11 protein-coding genes are annotated in these 15,735 nt (G+C 60.6%); 8 read left to right on the forward strand and 3 right to left on the reverse strand.

Annotated features, from left to right (window positions below):
- Window positions 1–69: 69 nt before the first annotated feature.
- Entirely contained in the window at window positions 70–1,053 is a 984-nt protein-coding gene (locus HMPREF3042_RS09190) for a hypothetical protein (protein ID WP_070856908.1), read from the reverse strand.
- Between the two features lie 51 nt (window positions 1,054–1,104).
- Window positions 1,105–1,725 (reverse strand): hypothetical protein, encoded by a 621-nt coding sequence (locus HMPREF3042_RS09195; protein ID WP_070856910.1) that lies wholly within the window; start codon window positions 1,723–1,725, stop codon window positions 1,105–1,107.
- A 52-nt stretch (window positions 1,726–1,777) separates the two neighbouring features.
- Between HMPREF3042_RS09195 and HMPREF3042_RS09200 the strand changes: the two genes are divergently transcribed.
- The 6 genes from HMPREF3042_RS09200 (at window position 1,778) to HMPREF3042_RS09225 (ending at window position 11,107) form a co-directional block, all read left to right on the forward strand.
- Window positions 1,778–2,005, forward strand: coding sequence for a hypothetical protein (locus HMPREF3042_RS09200; protein ID WP_005510976.1), 228 nt, complete (start codon window positions 1,778–1,780; stop codon window positions 2,003–2,005).
- A gap of 113 nt (window positions 2,006–2,118) precedes the next feature.
- On the forward strand, window positions 2,119–3,588 hold the full coding sequence (locus tag HMPREF3042_RS09205) for a decaprenylphosphoryl-beta-D-ribose oxidase (protein ID WP_070856912.1): 1,470 nt from the start codon (window positions 2,119–2,121) through the stop codon (window positions 3,586–3,588).
- A gap of 25 nt (window positions 3,589–3,613) precedes the next feature.
- Complete coding sequence (locus HMPREF3042_RS09210; RefSeq protein ID WP_038627263.1) at window positions 3,614–4,375, forward strand: decaprenylphospho-beta-D-erythro-pentofuranosid-2-ulose 2-reductase; 762 nt, start codon at window positions 3,614–3,616, stop codon at window positions 4,373–4,375.
- Window positions 4,376–4,485: 110 nt separating this feature from the next.
- Window positions 4,486–6,507: a galactan 5-O-arabinofuranosyltransferase gene (locus tag HMPREF3042_RS09215; protein WP_070856914.1), complete on the forward strand. Its 2,022-nt coding sequence runs from the start codon at window positions 4,486–4,488 to the stop codon at window positions 6,505–6,507.
- Between the two features lie 132 nt (window positions 6,508–6,639).
- On the forward strand, window positions 6,640–10,038 hold the full coding sequence (locus HMPREF3042_RS09220) for an arabinosyltransferase domain-containing protein (RefSeq protein WP_070856916.1): 3,399 nt from the start codon (window positions 6,640–6,642) through the stop codon (window positions 10,036–10,038).
- Between the two features lie 40 nt (window positions 10,039–10,078).
- Window positions 10,079–11,107 (forward strand): TIGR00730 family Rossman fold protein, encoded by a 1,029-nt coding sequence (locus HMPREF3042_RS09225; protein WP_070841488.1) that lies wholly within the window; start codon window positions 10,079–10,081, stop codon window positions 11,105–11,107.
- 18 nt (window positions 11,108–11,125) lie between these two features.
- Here HMPREF3042_RS09225 and HMPREF3042_RS09230 read toward each other — a convergent pair whose 3' ends face one another.
- Window positions 11,126–12,091, reverse strand: coding sequence for a glycoside hydrolase family 25 protein (locus HMPREF3042_RS09230; RefSeq protein WP_070841489.1), 966 nt, complete (start codon window positions 12,089–12,091; stop codon window positions 11,126–11,128).
- A gap of 106 nt (window positions 12,092–12,197) precedes the next feature.
- Between HMPREF3042_RS09230 and HMPREF3042_RS09235 the strand changes: the two genes are divergently transcribed.
- Together HMPREF3042_RS09235 and HMPREF3042_RS09240 are read left to right on the forward strand one after the other, a co-directional pair.
- A complete protein-coding gene (locus HMPREF3042_RS09235; RefSeq protein WP_070856917.1) occupies window positions 12,198–14,231 on the forward strand; it encodes a M13 family metallopeptidase in 2,034 nt (677 codons plus the stop codon).
- Window positions 14,232–14,493: 262 nt separating this feature from the next.
- A complete protein-coding gene (locus HMPREF3042_RS09240; protein ID WP_070856919.1) occupies window positions 14,494–15,513 on the forward strand; it encodes a sugar-binding transcriptional regulator in 1,020 nt (339 codons plus the stop codon).
- The last annotated feature ends 222 nt before the right edge of the window (window positions 15,514–15,735 follow it).

Raw genomic sequence — 15,735 nt, forward strand, 5'->3', positions numbered from 1 at the left:
TTCTAGGCCACCGGCCAGCTAACAAACAGCCAGCGCGAACATAAACAGGCAATAAAGAGGAGAAAAGATCTAACGCCGCAACGCCTCACGCAGCAGATCCAGCCGCTCCACCGGCGAGAGCGCATCCTCCCCAGCTAGCCCCAACGCGCTCATCTCCGCCCAGCTAGCGGCCGCCAATTCCTCCACGTCCTCGCCGGATAGCGGGATGCCCTCGTCGCTCTCCCAACCGAGGCGCTCCATGACATGCGCCGCCACATCATGCCGCAGCTCATCCGAGGTCAGCGCCGCCAAACACAGCAGCTCCACCAACGCCGCATCGTGCCCGGCCGGGTCTTTCTCGGCGTCCTCTATAGGCAATGCACGCAATCGCTTGACGACGCTCTCCCCCGCCTCCCCGGTCAATTCCAGCGCGGTTGATTCCGACCTCTGCAGGTCCAGAGCCTGTAACAGGGGCACGAATTCAAACACCCCCGACCTCTCGATGATATCCACGACATCGGCACGAGCGGCGGCCAACGTATTTTGAATAGAGTCCCGTCCGGTCAATTCCCTATTAATTGCGGCAATATCTACCGGCTCCTCCGCGTCCATATCCCCCAGTGCGCGGATAGAACCCGAGCCACCGATGCACAGGGCATTCGGGGTGGCCTCATCGCGGGCAAAAGCTTCTCTGACCTGCAAGGTATGTTCCCACAGGCCCCACTGCCAGATAAGGGTATCGCCGGGACTTTGCAGCACCTCGGCAACTGTGGTGGATAAGGGAACATCGACGACTCCGCCCGCTGCGGGTCTGCCGCCAGTCACCAGCTGCGCCACAGACTCCACCGCAGAGCCGGGCAAATGGAACTTCGTCGGCACGCTTTCGTCGCCCCACCCAAAGATGACCGCTAACACGCGGGACAGGCTTCGCAGATCCATCTGGTCATTGACCCCGAAGACGCGGTGGGCACTGCACGGTTCTTCCTCTAAAGAGGCACCGATAATGAGCGTGGCCGGTTCCGTGGCCACGCGAACGCCTGGGAAGGCGACTACGTTATCGGTCTGTGCTGCCATACTTCACAGCGTACGCAGGAAAAACAAGGTGGCCTGGATAGCAAAAACTCGCTACAATGCGCGCGTTTTTACCAGCGGAATCTGGCGCGGCTCCGCGCCCCACGGCTCTGCCAAGTACTTGCGACGCAGGCGCTGCGACTCCACAGCCATCCACTGCGCCACCAGCTCTTCTACCCCGCGGGCAAGCCCCAGCACCGGTCCTGCGACTTTTTCGCCAACATGCGGAAAATCAATGACCTCCACGTCGTTGACCTTGGGAAACCGCGGATCCGTCAGATTTCCCTTGCCGGGCTTGGCCTTCTCTTCCTTCGCGGCGGCGCGCAGCTGTCCGATGTGGTCACGAATGCCGGCCACCGATGCTGGCAGGTCCACCACCGTGGCCTCCGCCTGCTCAATCGCCTGCGATAGCAGGTCCGCCCCCTCAGCACTCTCAGCACTCTCAGCTGCAGCGTCGCCGTCACCATCGCCCGCGGTCACAGTCGCAACAAAGCAACCGGTGAGCAGATTGGTGGCGGCCTCCAGGGCTCCGTCGTCAAGCGGATCCACCAGCCATGCACCCGACAACCTCTCGCCTGCAAAGGACGGCGAGAGCTCCACATGCCAAATGACAACGGGCGATGTGGAACTACATACGGCAAGGGTCTGCGGAGTAGCAGCGGGCGTGGATGTCATGAGGTTGATGGTATCGCGAGTGACGGATTCGAAGCGGGGTAGCCTTTATCGCATGTTCGACTTTTTCAAGAAGAAGCCGCGCGAAACCATCAACATGGCCGCCGAGTACACCAACACCCCGCTGTCGAACCAGATGGTCATGCTGTTCGCCGAGGAGCTGCCCATCCTCGACAGCAAGGAACGCGCACAGGTCTACCGCGCACTCGAGGCCTACGACGGCCCGCAAATCACCTCGCAGGAGATGCTGCCGGAAGAGATCCGAAAAATTATGGATCTATAGTCTCTCCGTACATTTCGTTCGCTTTCCGACGGCCCGTGCGCAGCCTCAAGCGTGACCAACACCTCGGAGCGTCACGGGCGACGGAGCCGGTGCAAAGGGGTAGCCTAGCCTTGATGTCCACTAACACTAACGGCAAGTCCAGCACCGATGCTTCGAACGGTGCCTACGGAGCCGTACACACAGAAGCCAGGACCCTGACCGGTTGGGGTCGTACCGCCCCCGCTAAGTCCCAGGTGCTGTCGACGCCGGACTTGGATGAAATCGTTAACGCCGTCAAGGCTGTCGCAGACCAGAACTCCGACAAGCCTGACCACCTGCGCCGCGGTGTAATTGCCCGCGGTATGGGCCGCTCTTACGGCGACCCCGCCCAGAACTCGGGCGGTCTGGTCATCGACATGCAGAAGCTCAACAAGATCCACTCCATTGACCAGGAGTCGGCGATTGTTGATGTCGACGGCGGTGTCACACTGGATCAGCTGATGAAGGCCGCGCTGCCCTACGGCCTGTGGGTGCCGGTACTGCCGGGTACTCGCCAGGTCACCATCGGTGGTGCCATTGGTCCGGATATTCACGGTAAGAACCACCACTCCGCAGGTTCTTTCGGCAACCATGTGCTGTCGATGGAGCTGCTGGTCGCTGATGGCCGTATCCTGCACCTCGAGCCGGAGGGCTCCGCAGATGATCCGGACGGCAAGCTGTTCTGGGCAACTGTCGGCGGCATGGGCCTGACCGGCATTATTGTCCGCGCTCGGATCAAGATGACCAAGACCGAGACGGCCTACTTCATCGCTGATACGGACCGCACGAATAACCTCGACGAGACCGTGGAATTCCACTCCGATGGCTCGGAGCACAACTACACGTACTCCTCCGCGTGGTTCGACGTCATCTCCCCGGAGCCAAAGCTGGGTCGCTCCACTATTTCCCGCGGTTCGCTGGCAACCTTGGCGCAGCTGGAGGAATTCGCCCCGAAGCTGGCCAAGGATCCGTTGAAGTTCAACGCTCCGCAGCTGATGACGGTTCCGGATATCTTCCCGAACTTCACCATGAACAAGCTTTCCCTCATGGCTATCGGTGAGGCCTACTACCTCATGGGCGCCCCGGCGCGTAACCAGGTCAAAAACCTCACCCAGTTCTACCAGCCGCTGGATCTCATCGGCGAGTGGAACCGTGGCTACGGCTCCAACGGCTTCCTGCAGTACCAGTTCGTGGTACCGACCGACGCCGTCGAGCCTTTCAAGGACATCATCCGGGACATACAGCGCTCCGGCCACTACTCCGCGCTCAACGTGTTCAAGCTCTTTGGCCCCGGCAACAAGGCCCCGCTGTCCTACCCGATGCCGGGTTGGAACGTCTGCGTGGACTTCCCGATCAAGCCGGGTCTGGGCGCCTTCCTCGATGATCTGGATAAGCGCGTCATGGAGTTCGGCGGCCGCCTCTACCTGGCCAAGGAATCGCGCACTTCCGCCGCTAACTTCCACCAGATGTACCCCGAGATGCAGAGCTGGCTGGACACCCGCAACGAGATCGACCCGCACGGTGTCTTCGCCTCTGACATGTCGCGTCGACTGGAACTGCACTAAAAGAACCGAGAGGATTTAAGCCCCAATGATTAATGCTGTAGGCGCTGCCCAGTCCATCCTGCTGCTCGGCGGCACTAGTGAAATCGGCCTGGCTATTACCGCCGAGTTCCTGAAGAAGGGCCCGGCCAAGGTCATCCTGGCTTCCCTGCCCAACGATCCACTGCGCGAGGCCTCCGCTGAGAAGATGAAGGCCGCCGGCGCTTCCGAGGTGGTCACCCTCGACTTCGACGCAACGGACTTCGACTCTCACCCGGAGGTCGTCGAGAAGGCATTTGCCGACGGCGACGTGGATATCTGCATCGTCGCGTTCGGCATGCTTGGCGACGCCGAGGAGCTCTGGCAGAACCAGCGCAAGGCCGTCCTGGCTGCGAACATCAACTACACCGGCGCGGTGTCGATGGGTGTTCTGGTTGGTCAGAAGTTCAAGGCGCAGGGCCACGGCCAGTTCATTGCCATGTCCTCCGTTGCTGGTGAGCGCGTGCGTCGCTCCAACTTTGTCTACGGTTCCACCAAGGCCGGCCTAGATGGTTTCTACCTGAACCTGGGTGAGGCCCTGGAGGAGTACGGCGTCAAGACCCTGGTTATCCGCCCGGGTCAGGTCCGTACCCGTATGTCCGCTGACGTGGACGAGGCGCCACTGACTGTGAATAAGGAAGATGTCGCCAAGCTCGCGGTGAAGTCCGTCGAGGCCGGCAAGACCCTGGTCTGGGCTCCGCCAGCATTCCAGCTGGTGATGATGGTGCTGAAGCACATCCCGCGCCCAATCTTCAAGAAGCTGCCGATTTAAAAGTGGGGTTCGAGGGACTAGATAGAACTCGGCGGGGCTTGACGGGCTGACGTACCCACCTTTAGCTCCGCCGTTCGTCGGAGTCCGGTTCCTGTGCAAAACTTGAGGGCATGGTAGACAAGCAGGCCGAAACCTCGAGCGCTGACACCACGGGTGCCGACAACACTAGCGCCAACACAACGGGCGCACGATCCTATAGTGAGCTGGTTGACGAAGATCGCTATGAGATCTTCAATGATGACCAGCTCTCCCTCAAGGCTGCCTTCCTCTACCTAGTTGCTGCGCTTGTGGGTGGTTCAGTTATCGCTCTGGCGTCCTGGTTTGTGTTCCACCGCCTGTCGCTGCCGGCCTTTGGCGGCTCGCAGCTGACCAGGGCAGTCGCAACAGCGCTGATTGTCATCACGCTGACGCTCACCACCGTCCTGCTGTATTTCTTCGCCACCAAGGGCAAAGACAATCGCCCCCGGTGGCTAACGTGGTTGACATACCTGATGGCTTACATGTCACCGGCCATTCTGGTGGTCTCTGCCGTCGGCCTGCCGCTTGGCTCGACCAGACTGTGGTTAGACGGTCTGTCTGTCGACCAGGAGTTCCGCACTGAGTACCTCACCAGGATGGCCGCGGAGCCTGGCCTGCATGACATGTCGTACATCGACATCCCGTCTTTCTACCCCGCTGGTTGGTTCTTCCTGGGCGGACGCCTGGCCAATATCCTGGGCATCGCCGGCTGGGAGGTTTTCCAGCCCTGGGCGTTGATGACACTCGCCGCTGCTGGCTGTGTTTTGGTTCCGGTGTGGCAACGCCTGAGTGGCTCCCTGCCAGTAGCCACTGGCATTGCGCTGACAACCACGGCCGTCGCCCTGGCCACTGTCGCCGATGAGCCCTACGCCGCAGTCGTTGCTATGGGTCTTCCGGCGATGACCGTGATGGCCTGGCGCGGTCTCACCGGCGCTTGGTCCGCCATGTTTGGCGTGCTCGTCTTCCTGGGTATTTCTGCGACTTTCTACACTCTTTACACTGCCGTAGGCGCGCTTATTGTGGTCGTGTTGGCCGTGGTCGCGTGGACGTCGTCAAGCTCGTGGATGCCTGTAGTGCGCCTGATCATTATGGGCGTGGGATCGATGCTGATTGCGGCGACGGTGTGGGGTCCGTACATGCTGGCGGTTGCGACGGGGGCACCGCGCTCGGGCGCGACAGCGACGCATTACCTGCCGCCGGAGGGCGCGCAGTTGCCTTTGCCGATGCTCGCCGCCAGCGCGATCGGTGTGCTGTGTTTCATCGGTGTCGTGCGCATGCTGGTCAGCGCCACAGAGCCGGATGCGCGCGCGCTCGGCCTGGGCACGCTGGTGCTCTATGGCTGGGTAGTGGCCTCGATGGTGGCGACGCTGCTCGGACGCACGCTGCTGGGGTTTCGCCTCACCGCACCGATTACGTTCATGTTGATTGCGGCTGGTGTGGTCGCGCTTGCCGACGCCCGTCTCAACGGCATCGAGAAGTACTGGCCGCAGGCGGCACCAGCTCACATTGCCAAGCGTGTTTCCGCGGTAATGGCGGCAGTCTTGCTGCTGGCGGGCATTGGCTACGCACAGTCGATTCCGAATAAGTTGCATGGCGCCATCGACTTGGCGCATACCGACACAGACGGTAACGGCGAGCGCGCGGACCGCTTCCCACCGAATGCCGGGGCGTGGTACTCAGCGGTGGACCAAACGCTGAAGGAGGCTGGGCTCGATCCGGCCCAGACAGTGGTGCTGACGGATGAGAAGAATTTCCAGGCACTCTATCCCTGGTACGGATTCCAGGCACTGACCAGCCACTACGCTAACCCTCTGGGTGAGTTTGACCGCCGTAATCAGGCGTTGGAGGAATGGTCGGAGATTCGCGACCCCGATGAGCTCGTGCAGGCAATGGACGAAACGCCGTGGCGCGGACCAGATGCCATTGTGCTGCGGGGCGAAGTTGAGACGCCTGATGGCGAGGATGCCGCTCCGCTGACGTTGGACATCGCGGATGATATCTATCCGAACAATCCGAATGTGGTCTTCCGGAGCCTGAATTTTTCCCGCTCTGCATTTGAGAAGCACTGGGAGCTAAACCAGGTCGGCCCGTTTGTAGTGGCGGTTCGCAAATAGGTGTTGGCAAGTAGGTATTGGGCGGCTATCCCCTGCCGCAAACGTGATTCCTGTTACTAATGTGGAAACTGTGATGTAACTTTCGCGTTGCAAACTCAAAGAAAAAGGCCAATTACCGTAGTATCTTTCCTTGTGACTGCCGAAACTAAAGAAATCAAAGAAAGTGTCGACGGTTCACCCGAAGTGACCATCGACCGCGTGGAGAGACCGCCTATGGACGGCCCCTCTCCTACGACACTGACTCGTTGGACAGCGATTATCGCTGGAATCGTCGGTTTCATTTGCTTTGTCATCACACCGTTCCTCCCGGTCGTGAATACTCAGTCCTCCGTGTCTTGGCCTCAGCGCGACACACTGAACTCAGTGGATGCGCCACTCATGGCGCAGGCACCGTTGGACCTGAGCGTCGATTTGCCTCTGTCGCTGACGGATGAACTTTCCGACAAGCGGACAACCCTATTGTCGACTATCCCGCCGACCGCGGATAAGCCGACCAAACGGGGCTTGATGGTGCGTTCGGGCAAGGACGGCCTCGACGTCATTCTGCGCGATAGCGTGGTGATGAGCCTGGATAAGAAGGAGCTTGCCAGCAACAAGAGCAAGATCCTGGAGATCCGCTCAAACGAGCATGAGACCACCGTCAACATCGACGGTGGTAAGAATGCCGATGGCGAGAAGCTCACCGCGGTCGTACACGGCGATTACCGTCCGCAGGTCACCGGTATCTACACTGACCTGCCCGCTGACGGCGACGCGGCCAAGGCCGTAGCCGATGGACTCGATGTCCACATGAACATCGACTCCCGCTACACCTCACACCCGACAGTGGTGAAGTACATCGTCATGTACTTGGGTCTGCTTCTGACGCTGGCTTCTCTGGTCGCGTTAGCTCGCATTGACCGTATCGACGGTTCCTCCTTCACTCCGCTGTTCAAGCGCGGTGCGTTGAAGCCGACTCCGCTGGACATCCTGGTTGGCACGATTTTGGTTGTTTGGCACTTCATCGGTGGCAACACTTCCGATGACGGTTACATCTTCACCATGGCGCGCGTCTCCGACGAGTCGGGCTACATGGCGAACTACTACCGTTGGTTCGGCGCTCCTGAGTCACCGTTCGGCAGCCCCTACTACGACCTGCTGTCGCTGATGGTGAAGGTGTCCACCTCATCTCTGTGGATGCGACTTCCTGCGCTGCTGTCCGCACTGCTGGTGTGGTTCATTATCTCCCGCATGGTTATCCCGCGCCTCGGCGACCAGATTGCCCAGCGCCGGGTGGCCTACTGGTCTGCTGCCGGTGTGCTGCTGGCCTTCTGGCTGCCGTACAACAACGGACTGCGCCCGGAGCCGGTCATTGCTCTGGGTTCTTTGCTGACCTGGGTCTTCATCGAGCGCGCAATTCTGACTCGACGCCTACTGCCGGCTGCAGTTGCCGTGGTTATCGCCACGCTGGCCCTAGGCTCGGGCCCAACGGGCCTAATGGCAGTTGCTGCCCTGCTCGCAGGCATCCCGATGCTGGTGCGCATTGTCGTTGAGCGCCATAAGGCTCTCGGTGGTGGTTGGCAAGCCCCACTGATGCAGATTGCACCGTTCCTGGCTGCGGGCACCGCCATCTTGGTCGGTGTCTTCGGCGACCAGACTTTGGCCACGGTCCGCGAGTCCATTCGCGTCCGCAGCATCATCGGCCCGTCGGAGCCTTGGTACAACGAGTACGTCCGCTACTACTGGCTGGTGCTGCAGTCGGTCGACGGCGCCTTCCCACGTCGTTTCCCAGTTCTGATTGCACTGGCGTGCTTGAGCATCACGATTGCCGCGCTGCTTCGTCACCGCACCGTTCCGGGGGCTCTGGCCGGTCCGTCGGCACGCCTGGTGTTCATGTTCATCGGCACCATGTTCTTCCTGACCTTCACGCCGACAAAGTGGACGCACCACTTCGGCGTATACGCGGGCATCGCGGCTTCCCTGGCAGCACTTGCCGCCATGGCCATTAGCCATTGGGTGGCAGGCAACCCGCGCAACCAGCTGTTCTTTGCCGGTGGTTTCACCTTCATCCTTGCCTTCTCGCTAATGGGTATTAACGGCTGGTGGTATGTGTCGTCCTACGGTGTGCCGTGGTTCGACAAGACCATTCAGTTGCGCGGCCACCAGCTGGGTTCAGCAGTATTGGCTCTGGCCTTGCTACTGCTGCTGGCTGGTGCAGTAATGAACTTCGTCCAGGAGTTCCGTACCAAGCCGAAGTCGCAGGAAAAGTCGGCACGCGCGCGCCGCATCAATGCAGTTGCATCGTCCCCGATTGCAGTGACGACGCTGCTGGTGACGATGTTCATGGTGGCTTCACTGGGCAAGGGCGCAGTATCGCAGTACCCGGCATACTCGGTCGCCGCTGGTAATATCCGCTCCTTGGCTGGTCAGACATGTAATATGGCGAGCGATGTGCTGATGGAAACCGATCCGAACGATGGCTTCCTGAATACCGTCGATGGCAAGCCGCTAGCGGAATCGTTGCGCGGTGGCGGCAAGAACCGTGGCTTCGACCCGAACGGCGTCCCGTCAAATATGAAGGCCGAAGCTGTGGACACCAGCCAGAGCCAGGCAAGTACTGCCGACACTGATGATCAATCTACTGATCCGGAAGCCACAGTTGAGGGCGGTTCCGCGTCGGGCACCGACGGCGGCAAGCGCGCCGACAAGGGTGTCAACGGCTCGCAGGTCGAGCTGCCATTTGGCTTGGATCCGGATAAGGTGCCGGTGCTTGGCTCCTACTCCGAGGACATTCAGCGTCCTGCAAGCCTGGAAACTTCCTGGTTCCAGCTGCCTGAGATTGACGAGGACCACCCGCTACTCGTCGTATCGGCGGCTGGCCGTATCTTCCACCACGACATCAACGGTGTGGCTCAGCAGGGTCGCAAGCTGGTGGCAGAGTACGGTCGCAAGGGCGGCGACGAGGATGGCTTCGAGGTCCTCTCCGAGTCGGAGCCGATTGATATCGGCCCTGCTCCGACCTGGCGTAACCTGCGCTTCCTGACCGAGGAGATCCCAGAGGGAGCGACCGCTGTGCGACTGGTCGCGGAGGACAATGACGTCTCCGAGGATCAGTGGCTGGCACTGACCCCGCCGCGCCTGGCCGAGCTGCAGTCGATGACTGATGTCATTTCGCCGGAAACTGCGACTATCCCGGACTGGCCGGTTGCCTTCCAGTTCCCGTGCCAGCGTCCGTTCGACCACTACGCAGGTGTCGCAGAGCTTCCGGAGTACCGCATCACTCCGGACCGTGGCCTGAAGGTCGTCGGCGCAGATGTCTGGCAGTCGGTCGATGGCGGTGGTCCGCTCGGATTCTCCGACGCTGTGAATGAGGCTACGTCCGTACCGACTTACCTCAAGAACGACTGGCGCCGCGACTGGGGTTCCGTCGAGAAGCTCTCGCCGCGTCCGAATAAAGACAAGGTCAAGCCGGATGTCGCCGAAATTGAGTATGAAGATATCACTCGCTCGGGTCTATACTCGCCCGGGAAGATGATTGTGAAGGATCCTTAGGCGAAAGAGCCTCGGCGCTTCCTTCACCTAAGGAGCCCGAGTGACTGCACAAACCCGTTCCATCGTTGTCGCCGCAATGGTTGTGACTGACCCGGTGGGGCGGGTTTTGTGCGTTCGTAAGCGAGGTACGGATACGTTCATGCTGCCCGGCGGCAAGTTCGAGCCGGGTGAGTCCGTCGATAACCCGGAGGTCACCGCCGCGCGCGAGGTCTCCGAGGAGCTCGGCGTGGACATCGAGCTATCGCTGTTGCGTCCGTGGAATATCGCCCGCGCAGCCGCCGCCAACGAGGCGGGCTTCGAGGTCGTCGGCCACCATGTGCGCTATGTCGGCGAGTTCACCGATGAGCTGGCGAACGTTCAGCCCCATGCCGAGATTGAAGAGGTCCGCTGGCTCGACCCCTGGCTGCCGACCGGGAAAATCGCCCCTATGCTGGCCGAGACCACTCTGCCGAAGCTCCGCGAAGAGCTGCCGCAGCTTGCCGCTGGCCGTGAACAGCCACAGCGCGCACTGTCGTCACTAACTGTCTTCTGCGGCTCCGGCTTCGGCAACGATCCCGCCTGGCGCGTCACCGCCGAACGTCTCGGCCAGACACTCGCGGAAAATCGGGTGGAGCTCGTCTACGGTGGCGCGGCGATTGGTCTTATGGGCACGGTTGCTAACGCAGCGCTTGACGACGGCGGCAGTGTCACAGGTGTCATCCCCGAGGTCTTGGTCAAGAAGGAAATTGCCCATCCGCGGCTGACTCACCTGGAAACTGTTGCGACTATGGCCGATCGAAAGTCGCGCATGTATGAGCTCGGCGATGCTTTTGTTGCACTCCCCGGCGGTGCGGGCACGCTGGAAGAGTTCTTCGAGGTGTGGACCCAGCAGCACCTGGGGATTCATGCCAAGCCAGTGGCGTTGCTGGGACCATCGGGCTTCTGGGAGCCCCTGTTGGCGCTCCTGCGCAAAGTTGTGGATGCGGGGTTTGTGCGGCCGGAGCTTCTCGATGCGCTTATCGTCGTCGACGCCGTCGACAAGCTCCTGCCTGCGTTGATTGCGTGGCGTGCGGGGCGGACGAAGTTTTAGCCCGCCCCCAGCACACGGCTAGTGAGCAGCAGCCAGCTGCTGCAGCTCAGCTTCGGTGCCGTTGAAGACATCCTCATCCACGATGGTCGGGATGCCATCGACGCGGCCGGTGGAGGAACGCTGCCAGAAGGCCATGCTCTCCCAACCGCCCGGCAGCGAGGTCGGAGCGCTGTCTTCGTAGGCGGCGAGCCACAGCGGGTAGTCGGTGAAGTCGGTCGAGTTACCCATCGGGTTCTGCCAGAACCAACGGTAGGTGTAAATCATCGGGGTTTCGCCGGTCTTTTCCTCAACGCGCTCGAGGAAGTCCTTGGTCCACTTTTGCAGCTGGGTTGGGTTGAGGCCATTGTCTAGCTCGATGTCAAGCACAGGCGGCAGTGTCTTGTCTGTGGAGATTTGTTCATCGCGCTGCTGCAGTGCTTCTACGTACTGGTCAGCCTGCGCGGTTGCGGAACGATCCGGGTGTGCCTTGTGGTAGCTGCCCACGTACAGGCCGGCCTTCGCAGCCGCGATGGAGTCCTCGAGGAAGTACTTCTGGTCACCTTCGACACCGTCGGTGGCCTTGATGAAAGCGAACTTCTGGCCGCTAGCTGCGACCTCGTTCCATTTCAGCGCGACGCCACCTGGGCGCTGCCACTTGGAGACGTCCACACCGGTCGGCCCCATGTGGAAGCCGGTGCGAGCCGGGTTCGACGATGCGCTGGTAGCCGAACCAGTTGAGGAACCGTTGGCATCAGAGCCCTGCGGCTCCTGAGCATCCGACACCAGCGGCGCATCGGTGATGCTCGGTGATTCGGTCAAAAAGTCGAGCGACCCCTTGGAATCAGCAGCGGACGGGTTGGAGTGTGCAGATGCGTCCTGGGGTTGCGCGTCAGCCGGTGCAATAACACCCAAGGTCAGCGGCGCAACGGCCACGATACTTGCCAAAGTGGCGCGGCCCGGGCGTCGCTTCAGCACCGCGGTCGCGGAAAGTGGAAGAAATTTCATGGTTTGCACCTTACCCCCTAAATCACTTTAGCCCCATTCGTAATCCTAAACTTATCCCGCCCCTCCAGTCACAGCTTCAATCCGCCCTTGCCCCTAGACTGGCGGCATGACAAATAGCACTAATACTGAGACCCAGTCCGCAACGTCCCAACTCTCAACGACTCCTCGCCCACAGGATGACCTCTACTTGGCCACCAACGGTGAGTGGGTTAGTAATCACGTCATCCCGGCTGACCGCCCCATCGATGGCGCCTTTTACAAGCTGAGGGATGAGGCGGAGGAAAACGTCCGCGAGCTCATCACCACTGCCGCCGATGCGGATCAGAATTCCCGCGTCGCTCGCTTGTACAACTCTTTCATGGACGAAGCCGCTATTAATGGCGCCGGCGCTGCTCCGCTCGCGCAGGATTTAGAAATGATTGCCTCCGCCGAGAACGCGCATGAGCTGGCGTTGGCACTCGGCCGCCTCGACCGCCTCGGTGTCGGCGGTGCGCTCGGGTACTGGGTAGAGAAGGATTCCGGCTCGGACCTGGATGCTCTCTACCTGCTGCAGTCGGGCCTCGGCCTCCCGGATGAGGCTTACTACCGCGAGCCTGGTCACGCCGACACTCTCGCCGCCTATGAGCAGCATGTTGCCGCTATGTTGAAGCTCCTCTCCTCGCATGACGACGGCGCGGGAGACCTCTCCACTGCACTTGCTGCATTCGAGTTGGTAGACACGGCCGCTGCGGCGGCGCGCATCGTGGCTTTTGAAAAGCGCATTGCCGCTGGTCACTGGAATGTGGTCGATACCCGCGACGCACTGAAGACCTATAACAAGACCGCTATTGCTGATCTCCCCACCGGATTCCCGGTCGCGGAATGGCTCGCGGCTACCGGCGTGAATGAGACGAACCAGACTGCCATCGACACCATCGTGGTGATGATGCCGTCGTACTTCGAGCATTTGAGCAAGCTGTGGCAGGACACTGACCTGGCAGATCTGCGCCTGTGGGCGCTGTGGCGCGTTCTCCACCAGCGTGCTGCCTACCTGTCGGATGACTTCTCTGCGGAGAGCTTTAACTTCTACGGCCGCACCTTGCAGGGTTCGACCGAGCAGCGTGCACGCTGGAAGCGTGGTGTTGCCTTTGCCGACGGTGCGGTTGGACATGACGTCGGCAAGCTGTATGTGGAAAAGCACTTCCCACCGGAGTACAAGGAGCAGGTCCTGGAACTGGTGGACTACCTGCTGGCGGCGTACCGGGAGCGCATTTCGGAGCTGCCGTGGATGACGAAGGCGACGCAAGAGCGGGCATTGGAGAAGCTGTCGCTGTTTAAGGCCAAGATTGGCTACCCAGAGCGCTGGCGTGATTACTCGGCGATGGAGCTCGGGGATTCGCTAATGGAAAATGTTCGTGCTGCCAGCGCTTTTGCGCACGATTATGAGGTGGCAAAGCTGGGTACTCCGGCCAATCGCGATGAGTGGCATGGCACTCCACAGACGGTCAATGCCTTCTACAATCCGGTGGTCAATGACATCACGTTCCCGGCTGCGATTTTGCAGTCGCCGTTCTTCTCACCGGACGCTTCCCCGGCGGAGAACTTCGGTGGTATCGGTGCCGTTATTGGTCACGAGATTGGGCATGGTTTTGATGACCAGGGCTCGCAGTATGACGGGCACGGCAACCTCCACCAGTGGTGGACCGATGAGGATCGCGCAGCTTTTGAGAACCTGACCGCCGCACTGGTGGATCAGTACGAGGGACTGGTGCCGCAGGCTCTGCGCGAGCAGGCAGAGGAAGGCGCTGACCTACCCGGCGTCAATGGCCGCTTCACCCTGGGCGAGAACATCGGTGACTTGGGCGGGCTCGGCATTGCCGTCGTCGCTTTCCGTCGTTTCCTCGCTGCCCGCGGTGAAGAACTTGGACTGGAGGACGCCCCAGAGACCTACCGTGACCTGTTCAAGCAGTGGGCACTGGTCTGGCGTTCTAAGATTCGCCCGGAGTTTGCACGCCAGCTGCTTGCGATTGACCCGCACTCACCAGCGGAGTTCCGCTGCAACGTCATTGCCAGCAACATCGATGAGTTCCATGAGGCCTTCGGCACTTCAGCGGGCGACGGCATGTGGCGTGAGCCGAATGAGCGCGTGAATATCTGGTAATTCTGCGGGAACCCAACCTGCGCTGCGTTCCCCTCCGGCGCCTTCGGGAGGGTCCTCCGATGCCCTCCGACACCCTCCGGGAAAGCCAACGCCTCACCGTTTACTACAAATGCAAAAGCTGACTTTTTGTTTTTGCAAACATGGAACTAAAATCACAGGTGAGGCGCACGCTTTCCCGATGATCAAGTCGGGCAGGGCCACAATCAAGCGAGGTTCCTGTTACAAGTGCGCTTGCTAAGTGCTCTTGTTGGAGGAGGCCGCTGTGGACAGTCGCGACATCCAGGCACTCACCGCCGTCAAACTCTATTACGGCGAGGGGCTCACACAGTCTCAGGTTGCAACCGAACTCGGGGTTTCCCGTCCAACGGTCTCTAAACTGCTCAATCTTGGCCGTGAGCGCGGTTACGTGCGCATTGAGATCCATGATCCGCGCGAGGAAGCCTCAGAGACCGCTACGCAGATGCGGGATCGCTACAAGTTGAACGATGTGCGCCTGGCGCAACCGGCACGCGCTGGCAATGCAGTCTTGCTCCGCGAGTTGGGGCGCGTGGGCGCCGAGCTTCTCGACGAGCTGGTGGTAGACGGTACCCTTCTCGGTGTTTCGTGGGGTAAGACCATGTACTCCGTATCCACGCAACTGAAGTCCAAGGATGTCTCGGGCGTGGAAATTGTGCAGCTCAAGGGAGGAATGAGCCACTCCGATAAGTCCACGAACGACATCCGCACTATTGGCGCTTTCTGCCACGCTTTCCACGCCTATGCCCGCACACTGCCGCTGCCGGTGATTTTCGATTCGGTCGAGACCAAGCGCATCGTGGAACAGGATCGGTTCATTGCCAGCGTTTTGGCTCTTGGCCGGACGGTGGACATTGCCGTTTTCACCGTCGGCGCCGTCGACCATGATTCGCTGGCCTTGAACTTGGGACAGCTGTCGATAACCGAAAAAGACTTGCTCGTGGAGCGCGCAGTGGGCGATGCCTGCTCACGCTTCTACCGCGCTGACGGTGGCATTGCGCTGCCAGAGGTCGATGCCCGCACGGTAGGTATCAGTCTCTCTGACCTGCGCCGGATCCCCACTCGGGTACTTGTGGCCGGTGGCGCACACAAGGCCGCGGCCATCGACGTGGCCCTTCGAACAAATTTGGCTACTCACCTGGTCATCGACGATGCCACCGCTGAACGCCTGCTTGCGCTGGACTCACCGGCTGCACCGGCTTCACCGGCTTCACCGGGCTCACCGGGCTCCCCCGATAGCTCCACCCCTCTTACTGCCACGGAATAACCGTCCCGGAACGCATCAGTACAAAGAACTGACACCCGGGCCCGAGAAGCGTCTTTGTCCTCTTCGACCGATAGACTTAAGCGAGCGCACATGTCCGCATATATGTTGCAGCCGCTGTCCGGTCGGAGAGGACGATTCTTTAGGTGTCACCAGCACAGCAAATCAGGCACACACTCCAGGCCTACGAGTCGGCAGACGCATCTTTTGCTCAGTCCGCAAAGA

The sequence above is a fragment of the Corynebacterium sp. HMSC074C05 genome, from assembly GCF_001838325.1.
Taxonomy (GTDB): domain Bacteria; phylum Actinomycetota; class Actinomycetes; order Mycobacteriales; family Mycobacteriaceae; genus Corynebacterium; species Corynebacterium amycolatum.